General features: G+C 71.1%; 25 protein-coding genes, 1 tRNA gene and 1 pseudogene. 14 read left to right on the top strand and 13 right to left on the bottom strand.

The genetic code is table 11. The features are described 5' to 3' along the window. Window positions 1–107 precede the first annotated feature (107 nt). Window positions 108–1,650, bottom strand: a pseudogene (locus KBZ04_RS01850) (YifB family Mg chelatase-like AAA ATPase). 56 nt (window positions 1,651–1,706) lie between these two features. Between KBZ04_RS01850 and KBZ04_RS01845 the strand changes: the two are divergent. From KBZ04_RS01845 to KBZ04_RS01835, 3 genes are all read left to right on the top strand, one after another. Continuing rightward, a complete protein-coding gene (locus KBZ04_RS01845; protein ID WP_254990207.1) occupies window positions 1,707–2,051 on the top strand; it encodes a histidine triad nucleotide-binding protein in 345 nt (114 codons plus the stop codon). 70 nt (window positions 2,052–2,121) lie between these two features. After that, the gene (locus KBZ04_RS01840; RefSeq protein ID WP_254990206.1) at window positions 2,122–4,143 is read left to right on the top strand and encodes an ABC transporter ATP-binding protein/permease; all 2,022 of its coding nucleotides are present in this window, start codon (window positions 2,122–2,124) and stop codon (window positions 4,141–4,143) included. Window positions 4,144–4,147: 4 nt separating this feature from the next. After that, window positions 4,148–4,366 (top strand): chlorophyll a/b-binding protein, encoded by a 219-nt coding sequence (locus KBZ04_RS01835; RefSeq protein WP_254990205.1) that lies wholly within the window; start codon window positions 4,148–4,150, stop codon window positions 4,364–4,366. Here the strand turns inward: KBZ04_RS01835 and KBZ04_RS01830 are convergent, their stop codons facing one another. From KBZ04_RS01830 to psbX, 4 genes are all read right to left on the bottom strand, one after another. Then, window positions 4,367–4,867: a hypothetical protein gene (locus tag KBZ04_RS01830; protein ID WP_254990204.1), complete on the bottom strand. Its 501-nt coding sequence runs from the start codon at window positions 4,865–4,867 to the stop codon at window positions 4,367–4,369. It lies immediately after the preceding gene. Further along, a complete protein-coding gene (locus KBZ04_RS01825; RefSeq protein WP_315860023.1) occupies window positions 4,864–5,376 on the bottom strand; it encodes a Tol biopolymer transporter periplasmic protein in 513 nt (170 codons plus the stop codon). Before KBZ04_RS01825 ends, KBZ04_RS01830 begins: the two co-directional genes overlap by 4 nt. Before the next feature lie 64 nt (window positions 5,377–5,440). After that, window positions 5,441–6,424 carry a Ycf66 family protein gene (locus KBZ04_RS01820; protein WP_254990203.1) on the bottom strand — a complete coding sequence of 328 codons (984 nt, stop codon included), beginning with the start codon at window positions 6,422–6,424 and terminating at the stop codon, window positions 5,441–5,443. Between the two features lie 75 nt (window positions 6,425–6,499). Further along, window positions 6,500–6,622, bottom strand: coding sequence for a photosystem II reaction center X protein (psbX, locus tag KBZ04_RS01815; protein WP_254990202.1), 123 nt, complete (start codon window positions 6,620–6,622; stop codon window positions 6,500–6,502). 85 nt (window positions 6,623–6,707) lie between these two features. Between psbX and KBZ04_RS01810 the strand changes: the two genes are divergently transcribed. Then, window positions 6,708–7,037 (top strand): YggT family protein, encoded by a 330-nt coding sequence (locus KBZ04_RS01810; protein ID WP_254990201.1) that lies wholly within the window; start codon window positions 6,708–6,710, stop codon window positions 7,035–7,037. Here the strand turns inward: KBZ04_RS01810 and accC are convergent. Continuing rightward, window positions 7,027–8,376, bottom strand: coding sequence for an acetyl-CoA carboxylase biotin carboxylase subunit (gene accC, locus KBZ04_RS01805; RefSeq protein WP_254990200.1), 1,350 nt, complete (start codon window positions 8,374–8,376; stop codon window positions 7,027–7,029). The two genes, KBZ04_RS01810 and accC, sit on opposite strands and share 11 nt — an antisense overlap. Window positions 8,377–8,538: 162 nt before the next feature. Here accC and KBZ04_RS01800 point away from each other — a divergent pair. From KBZ04_RS01800 to msrB, 3 genes are all read left to right on the top strand, one after another. Then, window positions 8,539–8,620 (top strand) — tRNA-Leu (locus KBZ04_RS01800). Between the two features lie 42 nt (window positions 8,621–8,662). After that, entirely contained in the window at window positions 8,663–9,961 is a 1,299-nt protein-coding gene (locus tag KBZ04_RS01795; protein ID WP_254990199.1) for a glycosyl transferase, read from the top strand. A gap of 38 nt (window positions 9,962–9,999) precedes the next feature. Continuing rightward, window positions 10,000–10,410, top strand: coding sequence for a peptide-methionine (R)-S-oxide reductase MsrB (msrB, locus tag KBZ04_RS01790; protein ID WP_254990198.1), 411 nt, complete (start codon window positions 10,000–10,002; stop codon window positions 10,408–10,410). Window positions 10,411–10,428: 18 nt separating this feature from the next. On the opposite strand, the gene KBZ04_RS01785 is transcribed toward msrB, so the two are convergent. Both KBZ04_RS01785 and smc read right to left on the bottom strand, forming a co-directional pair. Then, window positions 10,429–11,535, bottom strand: coding sequence for a PRC-barrel domain-containing protein (locus KBZ04_RS01785; protein ID WP_254990197.1), 1,107 nt, complete (start codon window positions 11,533–11,535; stop codon window positions 10,429–10,431). A gap of 92 nt (window positions 11,536–11,627) precedes the next feature. After that, the gene (gene smc / locus KBZ04_RS01780; protein ID WP_254990208.1) at window positions 11,628–15,242 is read right to left on the bottom strand and encodes a chromosome segregation protein SMC; all 3,615 of its coding nucleotides are present in this window, start codon (window positions 15,240–15,242) and stop codon (window positions 11,628–11,630) included. A gap of 103 nt (window positions 15,243–15,345) precedes the next feature. Between smc and KBZ04_RS01775 the strand changes: the two genes are divergently transcribed. Both KBZ04_RS01775 and KBZ04_RS01770 read left to right on the top strand, forming a co-directional pair. Beyond that, window positions 15,346–15,822 (top strand): glycine zipper domain-containing protein, encoded by a 477-nt coding sequence (locus KBZ04_RS01775; RefSeq protein ID WP_254990196.1) that lies wholly within the window; start codon window positions 15,346–15,348, stop codon window positions 15,820–15,822. After that, window positions 15,819–16,184: a phage holin family protein gene (locus tag KBZ04_RS01770; RefSeq protein ID WP_254990195.1), complete on the top strand. Its 366-nt coding sequence runs from the start codon at window positions 15,819–15,821 to the stop codon at window positions 16,182–16,184. Before KBZ04_RS01775 ends, KBZ04_RS01770 begins: the two co-directional genes overlap by 4 nt. A 14-nt stretch (window positions 16,185–16,198) precedes the next feature. Here KBZ04_RS01770 and KBZ04_RS01765 read toward each other — a convergent pair whose 3' ends face one another. Then, window positions 16,199–17,845, bottom strand: a complete 1,647-nt coding sequence (locus tag KBZ04_RS01765; RefSeq protein ID WP_254990194.1) for an alpha-amylase — start codon at window positions 17,843–17,845, stop codon at window positions 16,199–16,201. Window positions 17,846–17,916: 71 nt separating this feature from the next. After that, window positions 17,917–19,092, bottom strand: a complete 1,176-nt coding sequence (locus KBZ04_RS01760; protein ID WP_254990193.1) for a class I SAM-dependent RNA methyltransferase — start codon at window positions 19,090–19,092, stop codon at window positions 17,917–17,919. Between the two features lie 398 nt (window positions 19,093–19,490). On the opposite strand from KBZ04_RS01760, the gene KBZ04_RS01750 reads away from it, so the two are divergent. Further along, window positions 19,491–19,727: a hypothetical protein gene (locus tag KBZ04_RS01750; protein WP_254990192.1), complete on the top strand. Its 237-nt coding sequence runs from the start codon at window positions 19,491–19,493 to the stop codon at window positions 19,725–19,727. 229 nt (window positions 19,728–19,956) lie between these two features. Here KBZ04_RS01750 and KBZ04_RS01745 read toward each other — a convergent pair whose 3' ends face one another. Together KBZ04_RS01745 and KBZ04_RS01740 are read right to left on the bottom strand one after the other, a co-directional pair. Next, entirely contained in the window at window positions 19,957–20,301 is a 345-nt protein-coding gene (locus KBZ04_RS01745; RefSeq protein ID WP_254990191.1) for a PilZ domain-containing protein, read from the bottom strand. Window positions 20,302–20,464: 163 nt separating this feature from the next. After that, complete coding sequence (locus KBZ04_RS01740; RefSeq protein WP_254990190.1) at window positions 20,465–20,941, bottom strand: hypothetical protein; 477 nt, start codon at window positions 20,939–20,941, stop codon at window positions 20,465–20,467. Between the two features lie 148 nt (window positions 20,942–21,089). On the opposite strand from KBZ04_RS01740, the gene KBZ04_RS01735 reads away from it, so the two are divergent. From KBZ04_RS01735 to KBZ04_RS01720, 4 genes are all read left to right on the top strand, one after another. Further along, window positions 21,090–22,067, top strand: a complete 978-nt coding sequence (locus KBZ04_RS01735) for a J domain-containing protein (RefSeq protein WP_254990189.1) — start codon at window positions 21,090–21,092, stop codon at window positions 22,065–22,067. Window positions 22,068–22,137: 70 nt separating this feature from the next. Continuing rightward, window positions 22,138–23,139 carry a porphobilinogen synthase gene (gene hemB, locus KBZ04_RS01730; protein WP_254990188.1) on the top strand — a complete coding sequence of 334 codons (1,002 nt, stop codon included), beginning with the start codon at window positions 22,138–22,140 and terminating at the stop codon, window positions 23,137–23,139. Window positions 23,140–23,184: 45 nt separating this feature from the next. Then, window positions 23,185–23,598, top strand: coding sequence for a VOC family protein (locus tag KBZ04_RS01725; RefSeq protein ID WP_254990187.1), 414 nt, complete (start codon window positions 23,185–23,187; stop codon window positions 23,596–23,598). An 11-nt stretch (window positions 23,599–23,609) separates the two neighbouring features. Continuing rightward, entirely contained in the window at window positions 23,610–26,039 is a 2,430-nt protein-coding gene (locus tag KBZ04_RS01720) for an endonuclease MutS2 (protein ID WP_409995921.1), read from the top strand. A gap of 3 nt (window positions 26,040–26,042) precedes the next feature. Here KBZ04_RS01720 and KBZ04_RS01715 read toward each other — a convergent pair. Then, window positions 26,043–26,347, bottom strand: a 305-nt coding sequence (locus KBZ04_RS01715) for a TOBE domain-containing protein (protein WP_254990185.1), incomplete at its 5' end; no start/stop codon positions are given.

Raw genomic sequence — 26,347 nt, 5'->3', positions numbered from 1 at the left:
CTGGGGTAACCCGGGGGAGGAAGCCCAGCACCGTCCGCCGGCGATCGGTGTGCAGCCCTTCAGTGGCGAACCCGACCGGCGCCGCCACCGCTGATCCCAGCGGGGCTTCAGACCGCCTGGTCGAAGGAGCGGTAGCTGAGGGCCTCGGCGATCGCCGCCCCCGTCACCCGCTCGGCACAGGCCAGATCGGCGATCGTGCGGGCCACCCGCAGCACCCGCTCCGACCCCCGGGCGGACAGGCGCCGCTGGCTGATGGCCCTCTCCCAGAGGTCCAGCGCCTCCGGCTCCGGATCCACCACGGCGGCGAGGGCCGGACCCTCCAGCTGGCCGTTCGTGGCCCCTGCAGGATTGCGCTGGCCCATCCGTCCACGGGCGGCCGCCACCCGCTGGGCCACCACCGCGCTGGATTCGCCGCCAGGAGCTTGTTGCTGCGCTCCCTCCCGGTAGGCCCCGCCCAGGTCGTGGGCCTCGGGGCGGCGCATCACCACCTGCAGGTCGATCCGGTCGAGCAGCGGCCCTGAGAGCCGTCCCCAGTGGCGCCGCCGCTGGGCTTCGCCGCAGCGACAGCTCTGGCTGGGGTCGCCGTACCAGCCGCAGGGGCAGGGGTTGGTGGCCGCCACCAGCAGCACCCGGCAGGGGAAGCGGCAGCGCTGCTGGGCCCGGCTGATCCACAGCTGACCCTCCTCCAGGGGCTGGCGCAGCTGGTCGAGTACCTCGCGGCGGAACTCCGCCAGCTCATCGAGGAACAGCACGCCGTGGTGGGCCAGGCTCAGCTCCCCGGGGCGGGGCACGGCGCCGCCACCGACCAGGGCGGCGGCGGAGCAGCCGTGGTGGGGGCTGCGGAAGGGGCGCTGGCGCCGCAGGCCGGCCCCCTCCCCCAGCAGGCCGGCCAGGGAGTGGAGCTGGGTGACCTCCAGGGCCTCCTGGTGCCCCAGGGGCGGCAGCAGCGCCGGCAGCCGCCGGGCCAGCATCGTCTTGCCGCTGCCGGGGGCCCCCACCAGCAGCAGGTGGTGGCCGCCGGCAGCGGCGATCTCCAGGGCCCGCCGGCCATGGGCCTGGCCGCGCACCTCGGCCAGATCCGGTCCGGTGGCCGCCGGCGCTGGCGGGGCCGCCACGGCTGGCCCCCCCCGCGGTCGTCCCGGATCCCGCAGCTGGGCCACCACCTCCCCCAGATGGTCGGCCCCCCAGACGGGCAGCCCCTCCACCAGGGCGGCCTCGGTGGCGTTGGCCGCCGGCACCACCAGGGCCCGGGCCCCGTGCCGCCGCGCCGCCAGGGCCAGGGCCAGCACCCCCCGGATCGGCCGCAGGCGTCCGTCGAGGCCCAGTTCCCCCGCGCTCCAGATCCCCTCCACCTCGGCGGCGGCCAGCTGCTGGCTGGCCACCAGCAGCCCCAGGGCGATGGGCAAGGTCGAAGCCGGGGCCGGCCTTGGGCAGGTCGGCGGGGGCCAGGTTGACCACCACCCGGGTGAGGGGCACCCGCAGGCCGCCGTTGCGCAGGGCCCCCCGCACCCGCTCCCGGGACTCCTGGGCCGCCGCATCCGCCAGCCCCACGACGCGCAGCCCCGGCAGCCCCGGGGCGATGTCCACCTCCACCGTCACCGGCAGGGCCTCCACGCCCCGCAGGGCCCCGCTGCTGCACCGTGCCAACATCCCTTCGGAGCCCACTAACCGTTCAGTGCCACCTCCCGACCACTCCCCGGCGTCCCATGGCCAGCAGCGACACCATCTTCGGCCGCATCCTTCGCGGCGAGATTCCCTGCCAGGAGGTCTACGCCGACGACCTCTGCCTCGCCTTCCGGGATGTGAACCCCCAGGCGCCGGTGCACGTGCTGGTGATTCCCCGCGAGCCGATCGCCCAGTTGGGTGAGGCCACGGACGCGCACCAGGCCCTGCTGGGCCACCTGCTGCTGGTGGCCGCCAAGGTGGCTCGGCTGGAGGGGCTCGAGAGCTGGCGCACCGTGATCAACAGCGGTGCCGAGGCCGGCCAGACCGTGTTCCACCTGCACCTGCACGTGATCGGCGGCCGCCCGCTGGCCTGGCCGCCCGGCTGATCACCGGCTGAACACCGCGGCCCCGGCCGGGTCGGGCCGGCGGTGAGAATGGCGCGATCCGCCCACGCCCATGACCCCCCTGAAGGCCCTTCGCGAGCAGCTGGGCAAGCTGCAGCGCCTGGCCCAGCCCTACTTCCTGCCCCTCGACGAAGGCGGCGGCGGCAGCGGCCAGTTCCTGCTCCTGGTGGTGGCCCTGCTGGCGGTGGTGGTGGGCTTCACCCTGCTGCTGCTCACCGGCGTGGTGGCGGCGGCCGGGGCCTGGATTCCCGAACTGCGCAACCGCTTCCTGCCCGGGGTGCCCGAGCAGGTGGCCGCGGTCTGGAGCGGGCCGATCGGCATCGTGATCATGGTGCTGTTCGCCGCCGGCCTGGGCGCCTTCATCAGCCTCCGGGCCAAGCTGCGCCAGGGGCGCTGGCTGCCCTGGCTGTTGCTCGGCATCATCGCCCTGCTGATCCTGGTGATCAACGGTATCAACGTCGGCATCAGCTTCATCGCCCGGAACATCGAGAACGCCCTGGTGGCGTACAAGGCGGAGGAGTTCTGGAAGATCGTCGCGATTTACGCCTTCTGCCTGGTGCTGGCCCTGCCGATCCGCGCCATCCAGAGCTACCTGATTCCCAAGCTGGGTCTGCTGTGGCGGGAGTGGCTCAGTGGCCGCATGCTGGGCCGCTACCTCACCAACCGGGCCTATTACGTTCTCAATCCCAACGATGAAAGCGTCGAGGAGATCGACAACCCGGACCAGCGGATCTCCCAGGACGCGGCCAGCTTCACCGCCACCAGCCTGAGCGTGACGGTGGAGATCATCTCCGCCCTGCTCACCTTCTTCAGCTTCATCATCGTTCTCTGGAGCATCAACCAGACCCTGGCCCTGTGGCTGCTCGGCTATTCGGTGGGCGGCACGGCCCTGATCGTGTTCGCCAGCCGCAAGCTGGTGAACCTCAACTACCAGCAGCTGAAACTGGAGGCTGATTTCCGCTACGGCCTGGTTCACATCCGTGACAACGCCGAATCGATTGCGTTTTATCGGGGCGAGCGCCAGGAGCAGAAGGAGGGTGAGCGCCGCCTCGATGGCGTGATCGTCAACTACAACCGGCTGATCATCTGGGAGGCGCTGATCAGCGTCATCCAGCGCTCCTACGACTACTTCTCCCGCTTCCTGCCCTGGCTGGTCATCGCGCCGATCTACTTCGCCAAGGAGGTCGACTTCGGCGTCTTCGGCCAGGCCAGCATTGCCTTCTCCCAGGTGCTGTTCTCGGTCAGCTACATCGTCAACAACATCGACCGGCTGGCCGCCTTCTCCGCCTCCATTAGCCGCCTGGAGGGCTTCCAGGGCAAGGTGGAGTCGATCAGTGCCGAGATGGCCGAATTCGTGGCCGCCGAGCAGGCTTCCGCAGGGGGCGCCATGGGCGCCGGGGCCGGCGCCGTGCGCCCCGAATCGATCCTGGTCAGCAACGTGAACCTGGTGCCGCCCCGCACCAACCGCCTGCTGGTGCGCGATCTCAGCCTGGAGGTGACTGCCAACCAGCGCCTGCTCGTGGTGGGCCCCTCGGGCTGCGGCAAGACCTCCTTCCTGCGGCTGGTGAGTGGCCTCTGGCCGCCCGCCGCCGGCAACGTGCAGCGGCCACCGGTGGGCGAACTGATGTTCATCCCCCAGAAGCCCTACATGCTGCTGGGCAGCCTGCGGGAGCAGCTCTGCTACCCCCAGCCCACCGACCGCTTCAGCGATGAACAGCTGCGCCACGTGCTCGAGGAGGTGCGCCTGCCCGAGCTGGTGCACCGCTATCCCGATCTGGACATCAAGCAGGACTGGCCCCGTCTGCTCTCGCTCGGCGAACAGCAGCGCCTTGCCTTCGCCCGGCTGCTGCTCAACTCGCCCCGGTTCGTGGTGCTCGATGAGGCCACCAGCGCCCTCGACGTCGCCACGGAGAAGGCCCTCTACGAACTGCTGGTGCAGCGGGAGATGGCCTTCGTGAGCGTGGGCCACCGCCCCACCCTCACCGCCTACCACGACACGGTGCTGGAGCTGGATGGCAACGGCGGCTGGCGCCTGCTTCCGGCGGCCGGCTATACCTTTGGCCGCGAGGACTGATCCGATGAGCGACCCTTCCGCCACCCCTTCAGCCGACGCCCCACCGGCGGTCGCCACACCTCCGGCCACCAGCGCCACCACCTCCGAGGTGCCCGCCTTCGGCTGGAGCGGCTACGCCGAGCGGGTCAACGGCCGTTTCGCCATGCTCGGCTTCGTCGCCGTGCTGCTGGTCGAGGCCCTCAGCCACGACACCTTCCTGCACTGGGCCGGCCTGGTGCCCTGATCAGGGCACGGCGATCAGGTCCACCTGCCACTGGCCCTGGCGGCTCACCTCCACCGCCAGCTCCCGGCCGTCGGCCCGCAGGGACACGCGGCGCGGCACGCCGGGGGGCTGCAGCGGCACCGGCTGCAGGGCCATCAGGTTGCGGCGGTAGAGCACCAGCTCGGTGCGTCCCTCCAGCTGGCGCACCAGGGCCAGCCGCTCACCACGGCCATCCACCGCCACGCTCAGGGGCTGGGCGTCGGGGCGCTCCAGCCCCGGCAGGGGCACCGGTTGCTGGCGCTGCAGGTCGACCAGCTGCACCCTGTCGCGGCCATCGCGGCTGACGATCAGGGCCAGCCAGTCGCCCGAGAGGGAGGGGGCCCGGGCGGGGCCGGCCGCCTCGAGGCGTTGGTTGAGGCCCACCAGGGGCTGGGGCAGGGGCGCCAGGCAGCCCGCCAGCAGCAGCGGCAGGGCGCCCACCACCGCCAACGCCCGAACAAGGCCGCGGACGCCGAGTGTCATGGGCTGGCAGCTGGCGCCCCTCGCACCGGCAGGCCGGCGGGGAGGTCGGGTTCCAGCAGGCTGGTGAGGTCGTAGAGCTGCACCCGGGAGCGGCCGTCCCCCTCGGTGGCGATGGCGATGCGGCGGCCATCGGCGGCCAGGCTCAGGCTTTCGGGCACCAGGCCGCCGGGCAGGGGCAGGCGGTGCAGCCGTCCGGTGACCCGATCCTCGATCAGCACCCGGCGCTCCGGACCCTGCTGCACCAGCAGGGCCAGATAGCGGCCGTTCCAGCTCAGGGAGGGCGACCGGTGTGGTTCCAGCCGCTGCAGGTGGCGCAGCGGCAGCACCGTGCCGGAGGGCTGCTCCTGCAGCAGCACCGTGTCGCGGCCATCCCGGCGCACCACACTGGCGAGCACCCGGCCGTTGCCGCTCAGGGCCGGATCCTGGCGATCGGCGCCGCCCCAGCCCACCGGACCGGCGCTGCGCCGCCCCCAGCTCCAGCTGCCGCAGCCGGAGAGCAGCAGGGCCACCAGTCCCAGCACCAGCAGGGAGAGGCCGGGGCGCGGTCGCTGAAGGGGCCGGGTGTTCAGCGGCTCAGTCGTCGAAGCGGGAGCTGTTGTCCCGGCTGCCGGCGGGAGGGCCTGCTGGGGGGTCGCCCGCCTGTGGCCGGGCGCTGGAGGGGCTGGCTGGACGGGGCCGGCCGCCGGCCATGGGTGAGAAGTCGGCATCACTGACGTCGTCGGGAACCGCGCCGCGAATCGGTGTGCCCATGGGCGTGCCCTGGGGTGCACCCGGGCGGCCCGGCTCCCGGGCGGCTGGGCCGGCAGGCCCCGGAGGCGTGGAGCCCCGGCGTCCGGAGCGGGAAGCGGTGTCGACGGCGGCCACCGGGCGGGAGCCGCGGCGGGGTTCCGGGGCACTGTCCCGGTCCCGTCGGCGGGCGCCGAAATCGGCGGCCTGGGAGCGGCCGGAGCCACCGGCGGAATAGCGGCCAGCGGTTCGGTCCGGGCGGTCGCCAATGGGATCGCGCTCCGGACGGCTGGAGGCACGCTCGGCGCGGGGGTTGTCCCAGGCGTCGGGCTCCTCCCGGCGGCTGGCGGCGCGCTCCGGGATGGCGGCCCGGCTGGGACGGCGCGGCCGGTAGAAGTCGTCCTCGGCTTCGTCGCGGGAGGGGATGCGACGCCGCAGGGGCTCCGGCTCATCGAAGCGGTCCGGCTCGTCGTCGTAGCTGCGGCCACCGCCCAGGCCACCCCGCGGCCGGAAAGGGGCGGCGGGCTCCTCGTCGTCGAAGTAGGAGGATCGTCGGGCCTGCTCGGTGGTCACCCCACGCAGGCGAACGCTCTCATAGGCGAAGAAAACCGTGGTGCCGGCGAGCAGAAACTGGCCGAACTGCAGGATCGGGTCGAGGCGCCAGCCCTGAAAGAAGAGGATGCCGCCACAGAGAAGGCCGATGGCGGCGAAGAAGACGTCGTAGTCCCGGGCCAGGGCCGGCTTGAAGCTCCTCATGAAGTAGAGGAAAGCTCCGCCGACCGCCAGGACGATGCCGACGATGCTGGCCCAGTTGAGGCTGGCGTTGACCACGGCGGTTCACCCGGGCGTTGGCCCCCACTCTAAGGACCGTACCAGCGCCGTCAGTGGCAGCGCAGAAGTGGCAGCTCAGAGACGCCGGTCGAGCTGGTCGTTCTGGCTGATCAGCACCAGGGCGACGGCGATGGGGATCACCACGATGACCGCGCCCCAGCCGAGGCTGCTGAGGAAGTTGGCGAGGGAAGGGGTCATGGCAGGCGTTCGCTCCGGACAGCTCGGGCGATCCTAGGCAGTGGCGGCGGCTTCCTACGATCGGGCTTCAGACGCTTAGAGCTTTGTGACGGCCCTGGCCCTTCCCGCACTGGCGCCCCTGCCCCTGCTGCACCTGGCCCTGGGGCTGGCCCTGGCGGGCTGGACCCTGCTGTTCCTGTTCCGCATCGTCCTCACCTGGTACCCGGGTGTGGACCTCACCAAGGGGGTGATGCGGCTGGTGGGGGCGCCCACCGAGCCCCTGCTGGCCGTCACCCGTCGCCTGATCCAGCCCATCGGCGGGGTGGATGTGACGCCGGTGGTCTGGGTGGGGCTGATCAGCCTGCTGCGGGAACTGCTGGTGGGTCAGCAGGGGCTGGTCACCCTGGCCCTGCTGCGCAGCCAGCTCACCGGTTGAGCATCTCCTCCTCGACGAATTTGGTCCACACCTCACCGCGCTGGAACTCCTGGCGATCCAGCAGGGCCAGATGGAACTCGATCGTGGTGGGAATGCCCGTGACGGCACATTCCGACAGGGCCCGTCGCATGCGGCGGATGGCGTGGTCACGGTCGACCCCCCAGACGATCAGCTTGCCGATGAGGGAGTCGTAGAAGGGGGGAATCTCGTAGCCCGTGTAGACGTGGCTGTCGATGCGCACACCAGGGCCGCCGGGGGGCAGCCAGCCGGTGATCTTGCCGGGAGCCGGCCGGAAGTTGTGGCGGGGGTCCTCGGCGTTGATGCGGCACTCGATGGCATGGCCGCTCACCTGGATCTGGTCCTGGCGCACGGAGATCGGCTCGCCGCCGGCGATGCGCAGCTGCTCGGCGATCAGGTCGATGCCCGTCACCATCTCGGTGACCGGATGCTCCACCTGGATGCGGGTGTTCATTTCCATGAAGTAGAACGCGCCGCTCTTGTCCACCAGGAACTCCACCGTGCCGGCACCCTGGTAATCAATGCTGCGGGCCGCCGCCACCGCCGCCTCGCCCATGCGGCGTCGCAGCTCCGGATCCAGGCCAGGGCTGGGGGCCTCCTCCAGCAGCTTCTGGTGGCGGCGCTGGATCGAGCAGTCCCTTTCACCCAGGTGCACCACGTTGCCGTGCCGGTCGGCCAGCACCTGCACCTCCACGTGCCGGGGCCGGTCGATGAACTTCTCCATGTAGAGGCCAGGGTTGCCGAAGGCGGCCTCCGCCTCCCCCTGGGCGGCTCTGAACAGGCTTTCCAGCTGGTCGGCGTCCGGCACCAGGCGCATGCCCCGGCCGCCACCGCCGGCGGTGGCCTTGATCATCACGGGGTAGCCCATCGTCTCGGCGAGGGCGGCCGCTTCGCTGGGGTCCTCCAGCAGCCCCTCGCTGCCGGGGATTGTGGGCACCCCCACCTGTTGCATGGTGATCTTGGCCGTCGATTTGTCGCCCATGGCCAGGATCGCGGCCGGCGAGGGGCCCACGAAGATCAGCCCGTGGTCGAGGCACTTCTCGGCGAAGTCGGCGTTCTCCGCCAGGAAGCCGTAACCGGGATGGATGGCGTCGGCGCCGCGGGAGGTGGCGGCCGCGAGGATGTTGGGAACGTTGAGGTAGCTGCGGCTGCTGGGGGCTTCCCCGACGCAGACCGCCTCATCGGCCAGCTGCACGTGCAGGGCGTTTTTATCCACGGTGCTGTAGACGGCCACCGTGGCGATGCCGAGCTCCCGGCAGCTGCGCAGGATGCGGAGGGCGATTTCGCCTCGGTTGGCGATCAGCAGTTTGCCGATGGGCATCCGTGCAGGTCCGGGCGATCAGGGCTGGCGGGGGTGCGGCCGTGCCGGGGCGGACTGTATCAGTGCTCACCGGCGCCCCCCGGCGGCAAGGGCCTTCGGGGCTGGGGGGAGCCCATGGGTATATTGCTCAACCGGTGCGGTGCTTCGGCCTGCGCCAGCCACGCGGATGTGGTGGAATTGGTAGACACGCACGTTTGAGGGGCGTGTGGCTTCGGCCTTGCGAGTTCAAGTCTCGCCATCCGCATTTTTCTTTTCCCACCCCCGTCCCCCGGAACCTGCGGCTCTCTTGACCCAGTCGTCGCCGGTCTCCGCCCCAGCTGCCGGCAGCGCGATCGTGCTGGTCAGCAACGGCCCCGGGGAACTGAGCACCTGGGTGCGGCCCCTGGCGGAGCAGCTCCATGGCCTGGTGCCCCTGAGGCCCCGCGATCCCGCCGCCAGCACCAGCTTGCGGCTGGTGCTCGTGCCCTGCCCCAACGCCACCGGGGCGGAGCATCGGGTGGCCGATGGCTGGGGCCTGTTCGAGCGGGTGCTGCCGGCCTCCCGGTTCTGGTGGATGCTGCTGCGGCCCCGCCGCCACGGCCCCTGGCCCGAGCGGGGCGTGGTGGTGTTCCTCGGCGGCGACCAGTTCTGGACCGTGCTGCTCTCGGCCCGTCTCGGGTACCGCCACCTCACCTACGCCGAGTGGGTGGCCCGCTGGCCCCGCTGGAACGACCGCATTGCCGTGATGGGGCCCACCGCCGCCGGCCGCCTGGCGCCCCGCTGGCGGCAGCGGGCCACGGTGGTGGGTGACCTGATGGCCGATCTTTCAACCCTCGCCCGTCAGGACGATCCCCTCCCCCCCGGCGACTGGGTCGCCCTGCTGCCCGGCTCGAAGCGGGCCAAGCTGCTGGTGGGGGTGCCCTTCCTGCTCGAAACCGCCGACCGGCTGGCGGCCCTGCGGCCCGGCTGCCGCTTCCTGCTGCCGGTGGCGCCCACCACCTCGGTGCGGGAGCTGCTGGCCTACGGCGGGCCGTCCAATCCGCTCAACCGGCGCCAGGGGGCCGGCGAGCCCCATCGGCAGGGGGATGAGCTGGTCACGGCGGCCGGCACCCGCATCCTGCTGGTGGAGCAGCATCCCGCCCATGCCGCCCTGAGCCAGTGCGCCCTGGCGCTCACCACGGTGGGGGCCAACACCGCCGAACTGGGGGCCTTGGCGGTGCCGATGATCGTGCTGGTGCCCACCCAGCACCTGGCGGTGATGCAGGCCTGGGACGGCTGGCTTGGGCTTCTGGCCCGGCTGCCCCTGCTGCGGCGCCTGGTGGGGGTGGCCCTCACCGCCTGGCGCATGCGCCACCGGGGCTTCCTGGCCTGGCCCAACATCTCCGCCGGCCGTGCCGTGGTGCCGGAGCGGGTGGGGCCGATCGAGCCGGCCCAGATCGCCGCCGAGGCGGCCGACTGGCTGGCGCATCCCGAGCGGCTGGCGGCCATGGCCGACGACCTGCGCAGCCTGCGGGGCGCGCCGGGGGCCGTGGCGGCCGTGGCGGCGATGGTGCGGGGCCTGCTGCCGCCGCCGGAGCGCCCGGGGCGGCCCGTGCGATCTGGATAGGATTGGCTTCACCATTGTCCCCTGTGGGGTTTGCGACCATGCCGTCGAGCGAATCAACCCCCCTCCAGAGCGTCGACGAGGCTGACCTGCGGGCCCGGCTGACGCCCGAGCAATACCGGGTGGCCCGCGAGGGGGGCACCGAACGGGCCTTCACCGGTGCCTACTGGAACAACAAGGCCACCGGGATGTACCACTGCGTCTGCTGCGGCAGCGAGCTGTTCAGTTCCGCCACCAAGTTCGATTCCGGCACCGGCTGGCCCAGCTTCTGGCAGGGGGTGAGCGACGGAGCGATCACCACCCACAGCGATCGCACCCACGGCATGGAGCGCACCGAGATCCGCTGCGCCAGCTGTGACGCCCACCTCGGCCATGTCTTCAACGACGGCCCGGCCCCCAGCGGCCAGCGCTACTGCGTCAATTCGGCGTCGCTGCGCTTCTCAGAAGGCTGAGGCCGCCCCCCGGGGGCTTCACCAGGGATCGTCGAGGATCTCCGGCTCCACATCCACCGGCTCCTTCGGCCGGGGGGTCGGGGCCTGGGGACGCTCGGCCCGCAGCGGCTCCCGTTCGCGCTCAGGCTCAGCAAAGTCCCGCCCTGGGGGGTCGACCGGGGCCCGGTAGCGCTCCCGGTCGTAGCGCTCCTCCGGGTAGCGATCCTCTTCGTAGCGCTCGTCGTCGTAGCGGTTGTCATACCGGGCCGGGTTGCGCCCACTCTCCTGGCCGTAGGGGTTGGCCGCTGTCGGTCGGGGTTCGGGTCGCTGGCGCAGCTCGGGCAGGTCGTCGTCCAGGTAGCGGCGCTGGCGCAGGGGCTCCCGCTCGCGCCGTTCCTCCAGTTCCACATACTCCAGCTCCTCGCTGGGCTGGAAGCTGCGGCTGGCGGCCGGCTGGATACGCCGCTGCTCCTGGGCGGTGGGCTGGCCGGCGGGCAGCTGGTTCTCGGCGGGAACGGCCCCGGAGCGGAAGCGATCCCGCTCCTCCTGCTCCCAGCTGGCGCCGCCGATGCCGAGCTTCTCGAGCAGGCCGGTGCCCAGCTGTTTGAGCTTCTCCTCGGCCCCCTCGTAGACGATGATCCGGTCTGGGCCGCTGCTGACGACCTCCCCCACCGGCATCTCCCAGGTGCTCAGCACCCCTTCCCCCAGCAGGGGAACGCCGAGGGCTCCGATCACCAGGGTGGTGAGCTCACCGGTTTCGATGTCGAAGCTGAAGCCGAGCACCCGGCCGAGCTGCTCGCCCGATTCGGTGATCACCTGGCAGTTGATGACCTTGCTGTAGCGCTCGGGATTGAAGCTTTCGGCCAGGGAATCGACCGAATCCACCAGGATCACGTCCCCCACCTGGCGGATGCGATCCAGCGGCATCCAGCGGGGCAGGCCCGGCAGAAAGCGGGTGAGGGGGTTGTCGCGCAGGCCCAGGGCCACCACCTCGCGCCGGTCGATGTCGACCACCACCTCACCGACGACGCCCAGGCGCCGGCCGGTGTCCCGGGTGATCACCTGGGTACCCATCAGTTCGGAGCGCAACCAGAGGCGGTCGCTGCTGGCGGCGGGCTCGGTGGAGGGGGGAATCGGGGAGGTCAAATCCGGAGATCGGGGCTGGACGGCAGGGGGAACGGGAGCGACTTCACGGCCTGGAACAGCCTGGTCGGCCCATTGTGGCCCACGCGGTCGGCTCAGGCCGCCGGCGGCAAACCGACCACCTGGGTATGGGAGCCGCGGGCCTGGGTGACGCCGATGGTGCGGGTGGCCGCGGCGATCATCGGCCGGCGGTGACTCACCACCATGAACTGGGCCTGGTCGGCCTGGGCGGCGATCAGGGCGGCCAGGCGCTCCACGTTCACCCCATCGAGAAAGCTGTCCACCTCATCGAGGGCATAGAAGGGGGACGGGCGGAAGCGCTGCAGGGCGAACAGGAAGCTCAGGGCGGTCAGGGATTTCTCTCCTCCCGACATCGAGGCCAGCCGCCGCACCGCCTTCCCCTTGGGGTGGGCCACCAGGGTCAGGCCTCCCTCGAGGGGCTGCTCGGGGTTCTCCAGCTGCAGGTGTCCTTCGCCGTCGGAGAGGCCGGCGAAGATTGTCTGGAAATGGCCGTCCACGGCCCGGAAGGCCTCCATGAAGGCCTCCTGGCGCAGGGTGGCCACCGTTTCGATCCGCAGCAGCAGTTCCTCCCGCTCCTTGCTGAGCACCTCCAGCCGGTCGTCCAGGTCGGCCAGCCGCTGCTCCAGTTGCTCCAGCTCCTCGAGGGCGAGCATGTTGACGGGCTCGAGGGCCTCCATGCGCTGCTGCAGCTGGCGCAGGCTCTGCTGCAGGGCCTCCAGGCCTCCCTCGCGTAGGTCCTCGGGCAGTTCGGGCCGGGGCTCGGGCAGCTCCCGTTCCATCTGGGCCAGCCGCATGCCGTGGCTGCGCTGCTCCTCGGCCAGGGCCTGCCGCTCCTCCTGGCGCCGCTGCAGCTCCCACTGGCGCTGCTGCAGGGCCTGGCGCTGGCCGGCCAGGTGGGCTTCGGCCCCATCGCGGGCGCGGCGCCGTTCGCCGAAGCGGGTCTGCAGCTCGCTCTGCTGCTGTTCCAGCACGCTGCGGCGCTCCTGCTCCGCCTGCTGCCGCTCCTTCCAGAGCTGGCGTTCCCCCACCAGGGCCTGCACCGCTTCCACCAGCCGCCGCTCCTCCCCGGCCAGGGCCTCCAGCTGGCTGCCCAGCCGCTCGGCGCCCAGGGCCCGCTCCCGCCGCTCCGCCTCCAGGCCATCCCGCTGGCGCCGGGCCTCCACCAGGGCCTGGTCGGCCCGCTCCAGCTCGTTCTGCAGGCCCTGCCATCGGGCACTGTCATCGTTGCCCCTGGCGAGGCGCTCGGCCTCCTCCAGCTCCGCCAGGGCCTGGCGCAGGGGGGGCAGGGTCTGATCGAGGGTCTGCATGCGGCGGCCATCGGCCTGAAACGCCTCCTGCAGCTGCTGCAGCCGGCTGCTCACCTGGTCGCGGCGCTGCTGCCGCGGGGCCAGGGTGCGCTCGGCGGCGTTGCGTTCGGCCTGGAGGGCGGCCTGGCGCTGCTGCAGTTCCAGCAGGGCCGGCCGGGCCTCCTCCAGGCTCCGGCCCAGCTCGGCTTCACGGCGACGGCAGGCCAGCAGGCTCTCCCCCAGCTCCAGCAGCCGTTGCCGCAGGGGCTCGGTCTCATCGCCCTCACTGCTGCGGCCGAAGCCCAGCTGGCCGGAGCGCTGCTGCAGGCTGCCGCCGGTCATGGCGCCGCTCTTCTCCAGCAGTTCGCCTTCCAGGGTCACGGCGCGGCAGCGGCCCAGTTCGCGGCGGGCGTCGGAGAGGGTGGCGAACACCAGGGTGTCGCCGAAGACGTAACGGAAGACATCGGCATAGACGGGTTCGTGGCGGATCAGCTCCACCGCCCGCCCCACCAGCCCGCCGGCCCCGGCCGAAGCGCCCGTGTTGCCCCGCTGCAGGGCGGCCGCCCCCGAGCCGCCACCACCACTGCCGCCCCGGATGCGGTTGAGGGGCAGGAAGGTGAGCCGTCCGGCGCGGCGGCTCTTGAGCAGCTCGATCGCCCGGGCGGCGATGCGGTCGTCCTCCACCACCACCTGGGCCAGCCGCCCGCCCGCCGCCACCTCCAGGGCCACCCGCAGCCGCTCCTCCACCTCGCCCAGCTGGGCCACCGAGCCGTGGATCCCCTCGAGGCCCGCTTCCAGCAGCAGGCGCAGGGCGCCGGTGCCGCGGCTCTCCTGCAGGGTTTCGCGGCGGCTGTCGAGGCGGGCGATCTCCCGTTCCAGGCCGGTCTGTTCCTGCTCCAGCCGCGCCCGGGTGCGCTGCTGCAGCGCCAGGGCCTCGGCCAGCTCCTGGGCCTGGCGCTGGCGGTCCTCCAGGCCGGCCAGCAGGGCGCGTTCCTGCTCCGCCAGGGCCGCGAGGGCGGCGGAGCCCTCCGCCTGGGCAGCGTCTTCCTGCTGCTCCTCGCTGCCAAGTTCCTGGAGCCGCTCGCCGGCTTGCCGCAGCCGTTCCTCCAGCTGCTGCCGTTCGGCCAGCAGGGGCTCCAGCTGCTCCTGCAGCTCCTGGCGCCGGTGACTGCGGCCCTGCTGTTTCTCCAGCCAGCTGCCGGAGCGTCCGGCCACCTCCCCGAGCCGCCGGCGTGACAGCTCCACCGCCGCCTCGGCCTCGCGGCAAAGGGCTTCGGCCCGGGCGATGGCGCCGTCGTCGGCCTGGCCATCGAGGGCCTGGCGCTGGTGGCGCAACTCGGCCTGGTTCTGCTGCAGTTCCTGGCGACGGCGCTGCAATTCCTCGGCCTGGTGCCCATGCCGTTCCGCCTGGCGGGCCAGTTCACGGCCGCTCGTCTCGAGGCCGGCCAGTTCGGCCTGCACCGTCAGCAGCTGGTCTTCGCCCAGGGTCTTCACTTCGGCCTGCAGCTGCTCGAGGGCGGCGGCGGCGGCGACCACCTCGGCTTCGGTGGCGACGATCGCTTCGCGCTCCCGCTCCTGCTGAAGGTCGAGGCTTTCCAGGCGGCCGGCCAGGGCCAGGCCGTGGGTGCGGGCCTCCTCCCAGGCCAGCACCTGCTCCTGCAGGCGTCCGTGGTGCAGCCGTTCGCGCAGCTCCTGGTAGGTGCGCGCCTTGGCGCAGTCGCGTTCGAGCTTCTGCCGTGCCGCCAGCAGTTCCTGCTCGACGATGCGGCAGCGCTCCTGCCGTTCGACCACTTCATCGAGCTTGCCCCGGCTCTGCTCGATGCGGGAGTCGAACAGGGCCACGCCGGCCAGCTCATCGATGATGCCGCGCCGGTCGCGGGCACTCATCGACACGATGCGGGTGACGTCGCCCTGCATGACGACGTTGCTGCCCTCCGGATCGACCCGCAGCCGCCGCAGCTGGGTCTGCAGCTGCTGCAGGTTGCAGGGCACCCCATCGGCGCTGAAACTGCTGCTGTAGGTGCCGCCGGGGGCCACCCGCAGCCGCCGGGTGACGCTCCACTCCCGCTGGCCCCGCTGCAGCCAGGGACCCTGCTCGGGCACCTCCAGCCCCTCCTCGGCGCTGTCCGGCTGCCAGTCGCCGAGGTCGAAGCGCACGGTGACGCTGGTTTCGGCCGCCTTCCCCTCCCGCAGCATGGCGCTGTTGATCAGGTCGGGGAGCCGCTCGGCCCGCATGCCCCGGCTGGTGGCCAGGCCCAGGCAGAAGAGCACCGCATCGAGGATGTTGCTCTTCCCCGAACCGTTCGGCCCCGTGACCACTGTGAAGCCTTCCTGCAGCGGGATGGCCATCGACCCGCCGAAGGATTTGAAGTGGGTGAGCTCAACCTGATTGATGTGAACCAACGGGCTCATGCATCAGGCAGCGGCACTTTAGCCGAGGTGCTGACGAACTCAAGTCACCCTCTCTACGGTGAAGCCACGTCGGCCCCGCCACCAGATTCCCCCCATGGAAACCGATACCACCCCTCCCGCCACGGACCCCGCCCAGATCGCGGCTCCGGAACCCTCAGGGTCCGGTGAGGCCCAGCGCCTGCAGAAGCAGTTCCGGGACCGCTTCGAGACCCAGCTGCCCAGCATCCAGAAGGAGTGGCCCGACGTGGCCCGCCACACCCTGGAGGCCACCCGGGGCAGCTTCGATCACGTGGTGGAGGTGATCAGCCGCCAGAGCGGCGTCACCGCCACCGGCGTCAAGCAGCAACTGCTGGATCTGGTCAATGTCACCGGTGAACAGGCGGGGCACGTGGTGGACGCCCTGCGCCCCCTGGAAGATCAGCTCGAGCACCTGCTCGATGACCTCAACAGCACCCTGCGCCCCCGGATCGAGAAGCCGGTGCGGGAACGGCCCCTGATGGCCCTCGGCATCGCCGCCGGCGTGGGGCTGGTGGTGGGGCTGCTGCTGTCCTCGGGTCGGCGGTCGGCATGAGCGGCCAGAACTTCGCCCGCGTCACGGCGCTGATCAGTTCCGTGATGGACCTGCATGTGCGCATCGCCCTGCAGGAGGCCGATAAGGAAAAGCGGCGCCTGGTGGGCGGTGGGGTGATGCTGGGCATGGGCCTCACCCTGATGACCCTGGCGCTGGTGGCGGCCGAGCTGGTGCTGCTGCTCTGGATCCGGGAGGCTTTCGCCTTGAGCTGGCTGCAGGCCGCGGCGGCCGTGGCGGCCATCGACGTGGTGCTGGCCGGCCTCAGCCTGCGCATCGGCGGCCAGATGCTCAAGGGCCCCTACCTGCCGCAGACCACGGCCGGGTTGATCCGCACCACCCGGGCCATCACCGGCAAGTCCTGAGGCCCGGCCGGGCGTCAGAGCGTCACCCCCATCCCCGCCAGGGACGCCTCCTCCACCCACACCGACACCGACCCCCCCGGGCAGTGCCATTCCGCCCAGCCGTCGCCGTTGGTGGTGATCGGTGCCTGGATGTGCCCGGTCAGGTCGCGGAAGGTGGTGTGGCGCTTCCCCACCTCCATCCACTTGTGGCCGGCGGGCCCGTCGCTCATCAGCACCGCCAGGGCCCCGGGGTGGCCCGGGCTGCCCAGGCGCGTCCAGCCGATGGTGTTGACGTGGTCGAGGTAGTCGTACTGGGGGCCATAGGCGCAGTGGCTGCGGGCCAGCAGGAAGCGGTCGATCAGGAAGCGGTGGCTGGGCAGCACGATCCGGTGCTCCTGGCCGTCCTTTTTGTCGGTGTAGTCGGCGCCGTAGTAATCGGCACCGAAGATGCAGGGATAGCCCTGGTCGCGCAGCAGGATCACGGCGTAGGCCAGGGGTTTGAACCAGGCCTCCACCACCGATTCCAGCGATTGCAGCGGCTGGGTGTCGTGGTTGTCCACCAGGGTCACCGCCAGCAGGGGCAGTTGCTGCATCAGGGTGCCATCGAGCAGCCGGCGCATGTCGTAATGGCCGCCGCTGCGGCTGGCCTGGTGGAAGTTCATGTGCAGCGGCGCATCGAACAGGCTCATGTGGCCGCCGGTGTTGGCCGCATACCAGTGCAGGCTTTCGATGTTGTAGGTCCAGTACTCCCCCACCACGAACAGATCGCGCTGGGCATGCTCCTCCAGGCTGCTGATCCAGTCGAGGAAGAAGTCACTGGCGATGTGCTTGATGGCATCGAGCCGGAAGCCGTCCGCCCCCACGTGGTCGAGGGTCCAGAGGCCCCAGTGCTTGAGCTCGCCGCGCACCTCGGGGTGGTTCACATTGAGATCACTGCCCATCAGGTAGTCGTAATTGCCCTTCTCCAGGTCGACGTTGCCCTCGAAGCCGGCCCCCTGGGTGCGCCAGATGGCCCTGAAGTCGGGCTCCAGGCTGTTGTGGTCGACGGCGTCGAAGTGGTACCAGTGCCACTGCATGGTCGAGTAACGGTCGCCGCGGCCATCGAAGCGGAACCGGGTCCAGGCGCTGATCGTGCGTTCCTCCCCCAGGGGCCGGTTGCGGTCGGCGGGGTCGTAGGGGGTGGCCCGGTACTGCTCCTGGTCGTCGGCGTTGAGCTTGTGGTTGAACACCACATCGGCGTACACCTGGATCCCGACCGCGCGGCAGGCCTGCACGGCCTCCAGGTACTCCTGTTTGGTGCCGTACTTGGTGCGCACCGTGCCCTTCTGGTCGAATTCGCCCAGGTCGAACAGGTCGTAGGTGCCGTAGCCCACATCCCACACGCTGCCCCCCTTACCGGCCGGTGGCAGCCACAGGGCGGTGATGCCCGCCCTGGCCAGGGCCGGCGCCTCCTGGCGCAGCCGCCGCCAGTGGCCGCCGTCGCCATCGCTGTACCAGTGGAACCACTGCATCAACGTGCCGTTGAATTCCGTGGGGTCCGCCACCTTGCGGGCGCTGAGCTCGGCTTCGTGGCTGGCCAGCCACTCCTGCACGAGGGCCATCGTGGCCTGGCCGGTGTCGAGGGCCGGATCCTTCTCGACGGCGAGAACCTCCTGCTTGAGCGCATCAAAGAGAGAGGTCATGGGGGCTGGCGGCGGCGGAGGCAGGACCTACCGCTAGCAGCGCTGCTGAAGCAACGGGGCTGAGGTGCGCTTCAGCGGACGTCGTAGCGGAGCCAGCGGCAGTCGATGCCGCCGTTGCTCACCGGCACCCGGCGGCTGGCCTTCATGCGCAGGGCCCCCGTGAGCGCCGGGTTGCCGCTCAGCAGCCACAGGGTCCAGCCGCCGCAGCGCTCCTTCAGCATCCGCCCCAGGTCGCCGTAGAGCGCCTCCAGGTCGTCGTCCGCTCCGAGCCGCTCGCCGTAGGGCGGGTTGCACACCAGCACTCCGGGTGTCTCGGGGGGCTGGAAATCGCGAACGTCCCCCTCCTGCAGGTCGATCCAGTCGGCCACGCCGGCCGCCGCCGCGTTGCTGCGGGCCATGGCCAGCACGGCCGGATCCCGCTCCATGCCCACCACAGCCGCCAGGGGTGCCCCATCGGGGAGGCTGATGCGGGCCATGGCCACGGCGGCGGCCCGCTCCCGCTCCCAAAGGGCGGCGTCGAAATCGGGCCAGCGCTCCAGGCTGAAGGAGCGCTCCAGGCCGGGGGCGCGGCCGAGGGCCCGGCAGGCGGCCTCGATCAGCAGGGTGCCCGAGCCGCAGAAGGGATCGGCCAGGGGCACGGTCCCGTCCCAGCCGGTGTGGGCGATCAGCCCGGCGGCCAGGTTCTCCTTGAGCGGGGCCAGGCCCATGGCGGCCCGGTAGCCGCGCCGGTGCAGGCTGGCGCCACCGCCATCGAGGCTCAGCACCGCCTCGGGGCCGCTGCCGCCGGGGCGGCCGGGGCTGAGGTGCAGGTGCAGCACCAGGTCGGCATCGTCCAGGTCCACCGAGGAGCGGGCCCCCCACACATGGCGCTGCTGGTCGACCAGGGCGTTCTTCACCTGCAGGGCGCTGTAGTGGCTGTGGTTGAGGCCGGGCACGCTGCCGCTGGCTTCCACCCGGAAGCTCAGCTGGGGCGGCAGCCAGCGCTCCCAGTCGGCGGCCCGCTGCACGCCGTCATAGAGCTCCTCGCGGCCGCGGCAGGGGAAGCGGGCCAGCTGGCGCAGGAAGCGGAACGGCAGCCGGGCCTGCAGATGCAGTCGGTAGAAGGTGGCCGCATCGGCCCGCAGGCCCACGGCGCGCCGCAGGGGGCGCACCTCAAGGGCGCCGAGGGCGGACAGCTCCGCCGCCGCCGGTTCCTCCAGCCCCGGGGGAACCACGGCGATGACGTCGAACGGGGAGGGGGTGGCCATCCCCCCATGCTGCTGGCTGGCCGGCGGCCCGAAGGTGGCAAGATGAACAGGCTCGTCTTCGGACGAACTAGGTGGTCCACACCAGTGTCTCGGACAGCGGTTCGATTCCGCTCAGCTCCATTCCCCCCACCCAAGCGCGGGGCTGCAATGGTTTCGACGGGGCATGAGGAGGGTGACTGAAGCCTGCTCGGTAAGAGCGAACCCGTAACAGCGAACAACATCGTTCGTTTCTCCCGTCAAGCCGCCCCCGTGGCTGCCTGACACTCTTAACGGAGACGGGGTGAGGTCAGCCTTGTCACCCAAATGACCCATGGGGCCTGGAAGGGCCCTTTTCAGTGTGTGGGCGGCCGGTTCAGGGACAGCATTGCTAGGACGCGGTTCTCTCCCGCGACCCGACGATGAAACGCTGCAAGGAGTTCATGCTGACGGCGGTCGCGGCGCTGGCTGTTGCCGCGGCCCTTCCCGCTGACAGCGATGCCCGGCCCAATCCAGGCGGACTCGGGGGACCGGCTTCCGGAGCCGGGGTGGCTCCCGGCGCCGGCCTCGGCGCTGGGATGGTGCCGGGTGCCGGTGTCGGAGAAGCGGGCCCCGGTCAGGAAGCGAGGCCGGTGGCCAACCCCGGCGGGGCCGGTTGACCCGCCTCGGGAGCCGGTGTGGCGACCATGCCCAGACAAAGCGTGGCTGTGAGGGTGGAATGGCGCAGGTTCATGGCAGCTGTTCCGTTGACCCAGAGAGGACGGGGGAACCTTATGGAAGTAATTCCTTGGAGATTCTCAAACTGTCTGACCAGATGTGACTCAAGGGCATCTCAGTCATGGCTGGAAACATGTTGGACGGCTTGCGGGGGAGCTTTGGCATTCCGCTTCAGGAAGGGTCCGCTTTGACCAACAACCTTAGAAACGTCTTGGAAATGTCGAAGCCCTCCTCAAATCTCAGCCCGGAGTAGTGGGCGCCCCTGAGTTGGTTCATCCAGATCAGCTCTCCCCCGGCTTCGATGAACTCCGGCTCGGAGGGGTCGTGGAAACGGATCTGGGCCGGCGCTCCCATGGGAACCTGCTGGAAGCTGCGGATGCAGGCCCCGGAACGACTGACATCCCAAAGGTGTCCTGAATAACAATCGTCCTGAAAAAATACCTCAACCTTTATGAGGATCTGAAAAAAGGGCGCTGAAAACTTCGGTTCCCGGGCCGGAAGTGTTGATTCCTTCATGTCCCTGAGGTGAGGAGATTGGCTCCAGACAGGTTTCAGTGTTCTGCAGAAATGGGTTTAATGATTGTAGCAAAATCAGCAGGGCCGTCTACCTGGATGTCCACACCTGAGCAACCCGTTGGATGGCACCTTCCGCAGGCGCTAATGCACGCCAGGGTGCCGCTCAGGGGGCGCCCCCGGCCGGAGCCTTGGCAAAACCACTCCAGCGCTTCAGCTCCTCGATCGTCTGCACCCCTTCCAGCCGCTTGCTGCCCAGGACCCAGGTGGGGTACGCCTTGATGCCCGCCTCCTGGCAGCGCTCCCGACCCTCCTTGGTCTTGTCGCATTCCACGTAGGGCAGCCGATCACCCGCCTGCTGGCCGAACAGGCTTTTCTGGCGGAAGCAGGCCGGGCACCACCAGGCGCCATAGAAGAGGGCCCCGATGCGCCGCAGGTGCTCGGTCAGCTCCATCTGGGCGCTGCCGGATGGAGCCAGCGCTTCCCCCAGTGTGGGGGTGGTGGATCCTCCGGCCTGGCCCCCATGGCCAGGGGGGGGGAAGGCCAGCACGCAGCCCAGCAGGGTGGGGAGTCCGCCCATGAGCAGCAGGGGCCTCAGCCGCGCCGCCCGGGGGGCTTTCCTGGAGGGGGACGACAAGCGCATCGGCGGGTGGACAGACGTGAAAATCTAGGCCGCTCCCCCTGGCCCGTACGGGCTTCCGCCCTGCCGGGACCTGTGAATTCCACGCCAGGACTGGGAGAATCGCCGGGTTGGTCGGTGACGGGCGCCCTGGCGACATGAGCGTGACGAGATGAGCGTGAATGGGTACCGCGACTATTTCAAGGTTCTGGGAGTCGAGAGGGGCACCGATGCCGATGGCATCAAGCGCGCCTTCCGCAAGCTGGCCCGTCAGTATCACCCGGATGTAAATCCTGACGATGCCTCCGCCGAGGCCCGTTTCAAGGAGATCAGCGAAGCCTATGAAGTGCTTTCCGATCCCGAGAAACGCCGGCGCTACGAGCAGTTCGGCCAGTACTGGAACCAGATGGGCGGTGGCGGTGGCGCGCCCGGCGTCGATGTCGACTTCGGCCGCTACGGCAACTTCGACGACTTCATCAACGACCTGCTGGGCCGTTTCGGTGGCGGTGCGGCCGCCGGTGGTGCCCCCGGCGGTTTCGGCTTCGGCAGCGGGTTTCCCGGTGGCTTCCCCTCCGGATTCGGTGGCGGCGGAGCCGAACGCTCCACCCAGGTGCAGCTCGATGCGGAAGCCACGATCAGCCTGCCGGTGGCCGATGCCTTCCGCGGCTGCGAGCGCACCCTGGCCGTCAACGAGGAGCGGGTGCAGGTGCGCATCCCCGCCGGCGTGAAGGACGGCAGCCGCCTGCGGCTCAAGGGCAAGGGCAATCTGCAGCCCGGTACTGGACGCCGCGGCGACCTGTATCTCACCCTCAAGCTCCAGCCCCACCCCGTGTGGCGCCTCGATGGCGACCAGCTTCGGGCCGAACTCCCCTTGAGCATTGACGAACTGGCCCTCGGTGGTGAGGTGCGGGTGGCCACCCCCGATGGCGAAGCCACCATCCAGGTGCCCCCCGGCATGACCCTCGGCCGCAGCCTGCGGCTCAAGGGCAAGGGCTGGCCGGTGAAGGACGGCCGGGGGGATCTGCTGTTCACCCCCACCCTCAGGCTTCCCGACAGCCTCAGCCCCCGGGAGCGGGACCTGCTGGAGCAGCTGCGGCAGGCCCGCAGCGTCGACCCCCGCAAGGACTGGATCAGCTCCGCCCTGCTCTGAACCCCCAACCTGGCCGTCGTTCAGGCGCCGGAATGGCTTTCCGTAGGATCCGGCCAGTCTGATCGTCCCCATGGAGCTCACCTATCGGCCCCGCCGGCTGCGTCGCACGCCGGCCCTGAGGGCCATGGTGCGGGAATTCCAGCTCAGCGCCACCGACTTCATCTATCCCCTCTTCGTCCACGAGGGCGCGTCCAACGAACCGATCGGTGCCATGCCCGGTGCCCAGCGCTGGAGCCTGGAGGGCCTGGTGGCCGAGGTGGGCCGGGCCTGGGATCTGGGCATCCGCTGCGTGGTGCTGTTTCCCAAGGTGGCCGATGGCCTCAAGACCGAGGACGGCAGCGAGTGCTTCAACGAGGGTGGCCTGATCCCCCGGGCGATCCGGCGCCTCAAGGAGGTGCATCCGGCGATGGCGATCATGACGGATGTGGCCCTCGATCCCTATTCCTGCGACGGCCACGACGGCATCGTGAGCAGCGAGGGGGTGGTGCTCAACGACGAGACCGTCAGCCTGCTCTGCCGCCAGGCGGTGGCCCAGGCCCGGGCCGGGGCCGACCTGATCGGCCCCAGCGACATGATGGACGGACGGGTGGGGGCGATCCGCGAGGCTCTCGACGAGGAGGGTTTCGAGCACGTCGGAATCATCAGCTACACCGCCAAGTACGCCTCCGCCTACTACGGCCCCTTCCGGGAAGCCCTCGATTCGGCACCCCGGGCCGCCGCCGGTAAGCCGATCCCCAAGGACAAGAGCACTTATCAGATGGATCCGGCCAACGGCCGTGAGGCCATCCTTGAGTGCCAGCTCGACGAGAGCGAGGGGGCCGACATCCTGATGGTGAAGCCCGGCCTGGCCTACCTCGACATCATCCACCGGCTGCGGGCGGAGAGCGAGCAGCCGATTGCCGCTTACAACGTCAGCGGTGAGTACGCCATGGTGAAGGCCGCCGCCGAGCGGGGCTGGATCGACGAGCGGGCGGTGGTGCTGGAAACCCTGCTGTGCTTCAAGCGGGCCGGAGCCGATCTGATCCTCACCTACCACGCCTGCGACGCTGCCCAGTGGCTGCGCGAGGGCTGAGCCGCCCCGCTTGAATGGAGCGATGAACCGTCGCTGCCCCTTCCCATGACGCGTCTCGGCCACGTGGCGGTGAGGGTCCAGGACATGGAGCGTGCCAAGCGCTTCTACGCAGGGCTGGGGCTGCGCCTCACCTGGGACGCCCAGGACTGGGCCTACATGCAGGCCCCCGGCAATGGCGATGGCATCGCCCTGCTCAGCCCCAGCTACACCGCCGCAGGACCCCACTTCGCCTTCCACTTCAGCGACAGGGCCGAGGTGGAGGTGGTGCACGACCGGCTCGAGGCGGAGGGCCACCGGGTGGGTCCGGTGCACGACCACCGCGACGGCACCGCCTCCTTCTATCTGCAGGATCCGGAGGGCAACTGGCTGGAGATGCTCTACGAGCCCGCCACCGGCATCCCCTCCAACGTGGGCGCCGCCGCCATCCCTGCCCCCATCTCCCTCGCGCCGGCTGGGTGAGCGCACCCCCTGTGAGCGAGATCCACCAGGACACCCTGGAGCTGCTGGAGTGGCCCCGCCTGGCGGAGCACCTGGCCGGCTTCGCCAGCACCGCCGCCGGCCGGCGCCACTGCGCCCTGCTCGGCCTGCCCGACCATCCGGCCGAAAGCCGCCGCCTGCTGCTCGAGACCACCGAGCTGCTGGCCCTCGATGGCCTCTGCGAGGGGGGCCTGAGCCTGCAGGGGGCCGGCGACATCGCCGCCACGGTGGCCCTCTGTGCCAAGGGGGGCTGCTGCGGCGGCGAGGAGCTGCTGGCCGTGGCCGCCACCCTGGCCACGGCGCGGCGGCTGCGGCGCCAGATCGAAGATCCCGAGCTGCGGCCGGTCACCAGTGCCCTGGTGGCCGAACTGCGCACCCTGCCGGAGCTGGAGCAGCGGCTTCACTTCTGCCTGGAGGAGGGCGGCCGGGTGGCGGATCGGGCCAGCGGCCCCCTGGAGGCGGTGCGGCGCCAGCTGCTGGAGCTGCGCGGCGAGCGGCGCGACCGGCTGCAGGAGCTGGTGCGCCGCTACGCCTCCCTGCTTCAGGACACGGTGGTGAGCGAACGCAGCGGCCGGCCGGTGCTGGCGGTCAAGGCAGGGGCCGCCGCCCAGGTGGGCGGCCTGGTGCACGACAGCTCCGCCTCCGGCAGCACGGTGTACGTGGAGCCCCAGGCGGTGATTGCCCTGGGCAACCGCATCCGCGACGACGAGGGTCAGGAGCGGGAACTGGAGCGCCAGGTGCGCAGCGAACTCAGCGCCCTGGTGGGCGAGCAGGCCGAGCCGCTCGGCCATCTGCAGCAGGTGCTGGTGCGGATCGATGCCGGCCTGGCCCGGGCCCGCTACGGCCAGTGGCTGGGGGCGGTGCGACCCGAGCTGGCGGAGACGGCCGACGCTCCATTCGAGCTGCGGGATCTGCGCCACCCGCTGCTGCTCTGGCAGGAACGGCGTGAGGGCGGCCGGCCCGTCGTGCCGGTGAGCATCAGCGTGGGCCCGGAGCTGCGGGTGGTGGCGATCACGGGCCCCAACACCGGTGGCAAGACCGTGACCCTCAAGAGCCTGGGCCTGGCGGCCCTGATGGCCCGCGCCGGCCTGTTCCTGCCCTGCGCCGGCACCCCGCGGCTGCCCTGGTGCGGCCAGGTGCTGGCCGACATCGGCGACGAGCAGTCGCTGCAGCAGAACCTCTCCACCTTCAGCGGCCACATCCGCCGCATCGCCCGCATCCTTGGGGCCTTGCCAGAGCGGGGCTCCGTACTGGAGGGGTCGGCGGCGTTGGTGCTGCTCGACGAGGTGGGGGCCGGCACCGATCCCACCGAGGGCAGTGCCCTGGCCGCTGCCCTGCTGCGCCACCTCGCCGACCGCGCCCGCCTCACCGTGGCCACCACCCACTTCGGCGAGCTCAAGGCGCTCAAGTACGCCGATCCCCGCTTCGAAAATGCCTCGGTGGCCTTCGATGTGGAAACGCTTTCGCCCACCTATCGGCTGCAGTGGGGCATCCCCGGCCGCAGCAACGCCCTGGCGATCGCCTCCCGCCTGGGCCTCGCCCCCGCGGTGCTGGCGGTGGCCGCCGCCCAGCTGGAGCCCGGCGGCGAGGGGGACGTCAACCGGGTGATCGAGGGGCTGGAGCAGGAGCGCCTGCGCCAGCAGGAGGCGGCCGAGGCGGCGGCGGCGCTTCTGGCCCGCACCGAGCTGCTGCACGAGGAACTGCTGCAGCGCTGGTCGCAGCAGAAGGAGCAGTCGGCGGAACTGCAGGAGCAGCGCCGCCAGCGGCTGGAGCTGTCGATCCGGGAGGGACAGGGGGAGGTGCGGCGGCTGATCCGCCGCCTGCGATCGGTGGGCCAGGAGGTGCGCGCCGGCGGGCGGGTGGCCGGCGAGACGGCCCGCCAGGCCGGCCAGCGGCTGCGGCACCTCGAGCAGCAGCACCGGCCCCTGCCGGAGCGGCGCGACCACGGCGGCTGGCGGCCCAGGGTGGGTGATCGCATCCGGCTGCTGGCCCTGGGCAAGGCCGCCGAGGTGCTGGCGATCTCCGACGACGGCAGTGAGCTCAGCGTCCGCTGCGGCGTGCTGCGGCTGTCGGTGGAACTCGCCGGCATCGAGGGGCTGCATGGCGAGAAGCCGGCACCCCCCGAGCCGCCGCCCCAGGTGCGCATCCGCAGCCGCCGCTCCCCGGGCAGCCGCGGGCCCGAGGTGCGCACCGAAGGCAACACGGTCGACGTGCGCGGCCTGCGGGTCCACGAGGCCGAGGCGGCGGTGGAGGAGCGCCTGCGGGGCGCCAACGGCCCGGTGTGGGTGATCCACGGCATCGGCACCGGCAAGCTCAAGCGGGGCCTGAGGGAGTGGCTCTCCGGCCTGGCCTGGGTGGAGCGGGTCAGCGATGCCGAGCCGGGGGATGGCGGCCCCGGCTGCAGCGTCATCTGGGTGAAGTAGGGCTCAGTGGCTGATGGCGGGCAGCTGGGGTTCCTGCCGTGGCGGCGCCGTCGCCTCGGCCGGCAGCAGGGCCGCACCGAGTCCGTCGAACAGGCGCCAGCCCGTGGGGTCGACGTCGAGATGGACGGTCTGGCCCACGGTCACACTCTGTTCGGGGGTGGCCCGCACCAGCACCAGGTGGCTGCCCTCCAGCAGCCGGCAGGTGACCAGCTGCTCGTTGCCGAGGGCCTCGCAGTGGCTCACCTCCGCCGCCAGGTTGCGGTTGGTGGCCGGGGCCAGCCGCAGGTGTTCCGGCCGCAGGCCACCGG

Origin of the sequence: Cyanobium sp. N5-Cardenillas (genome assembly GCF_024345515.1) — a bacterium.
Classification (GTDB): domain Bacteria; phylum Cyanobacteriota; class Cyanobacteriia; order PCC-6307; family Cyanobiaceae; genus Cyanobium.
This window is presented reverse-complemented; position numbering and strand designations above follow the sequence as displayed.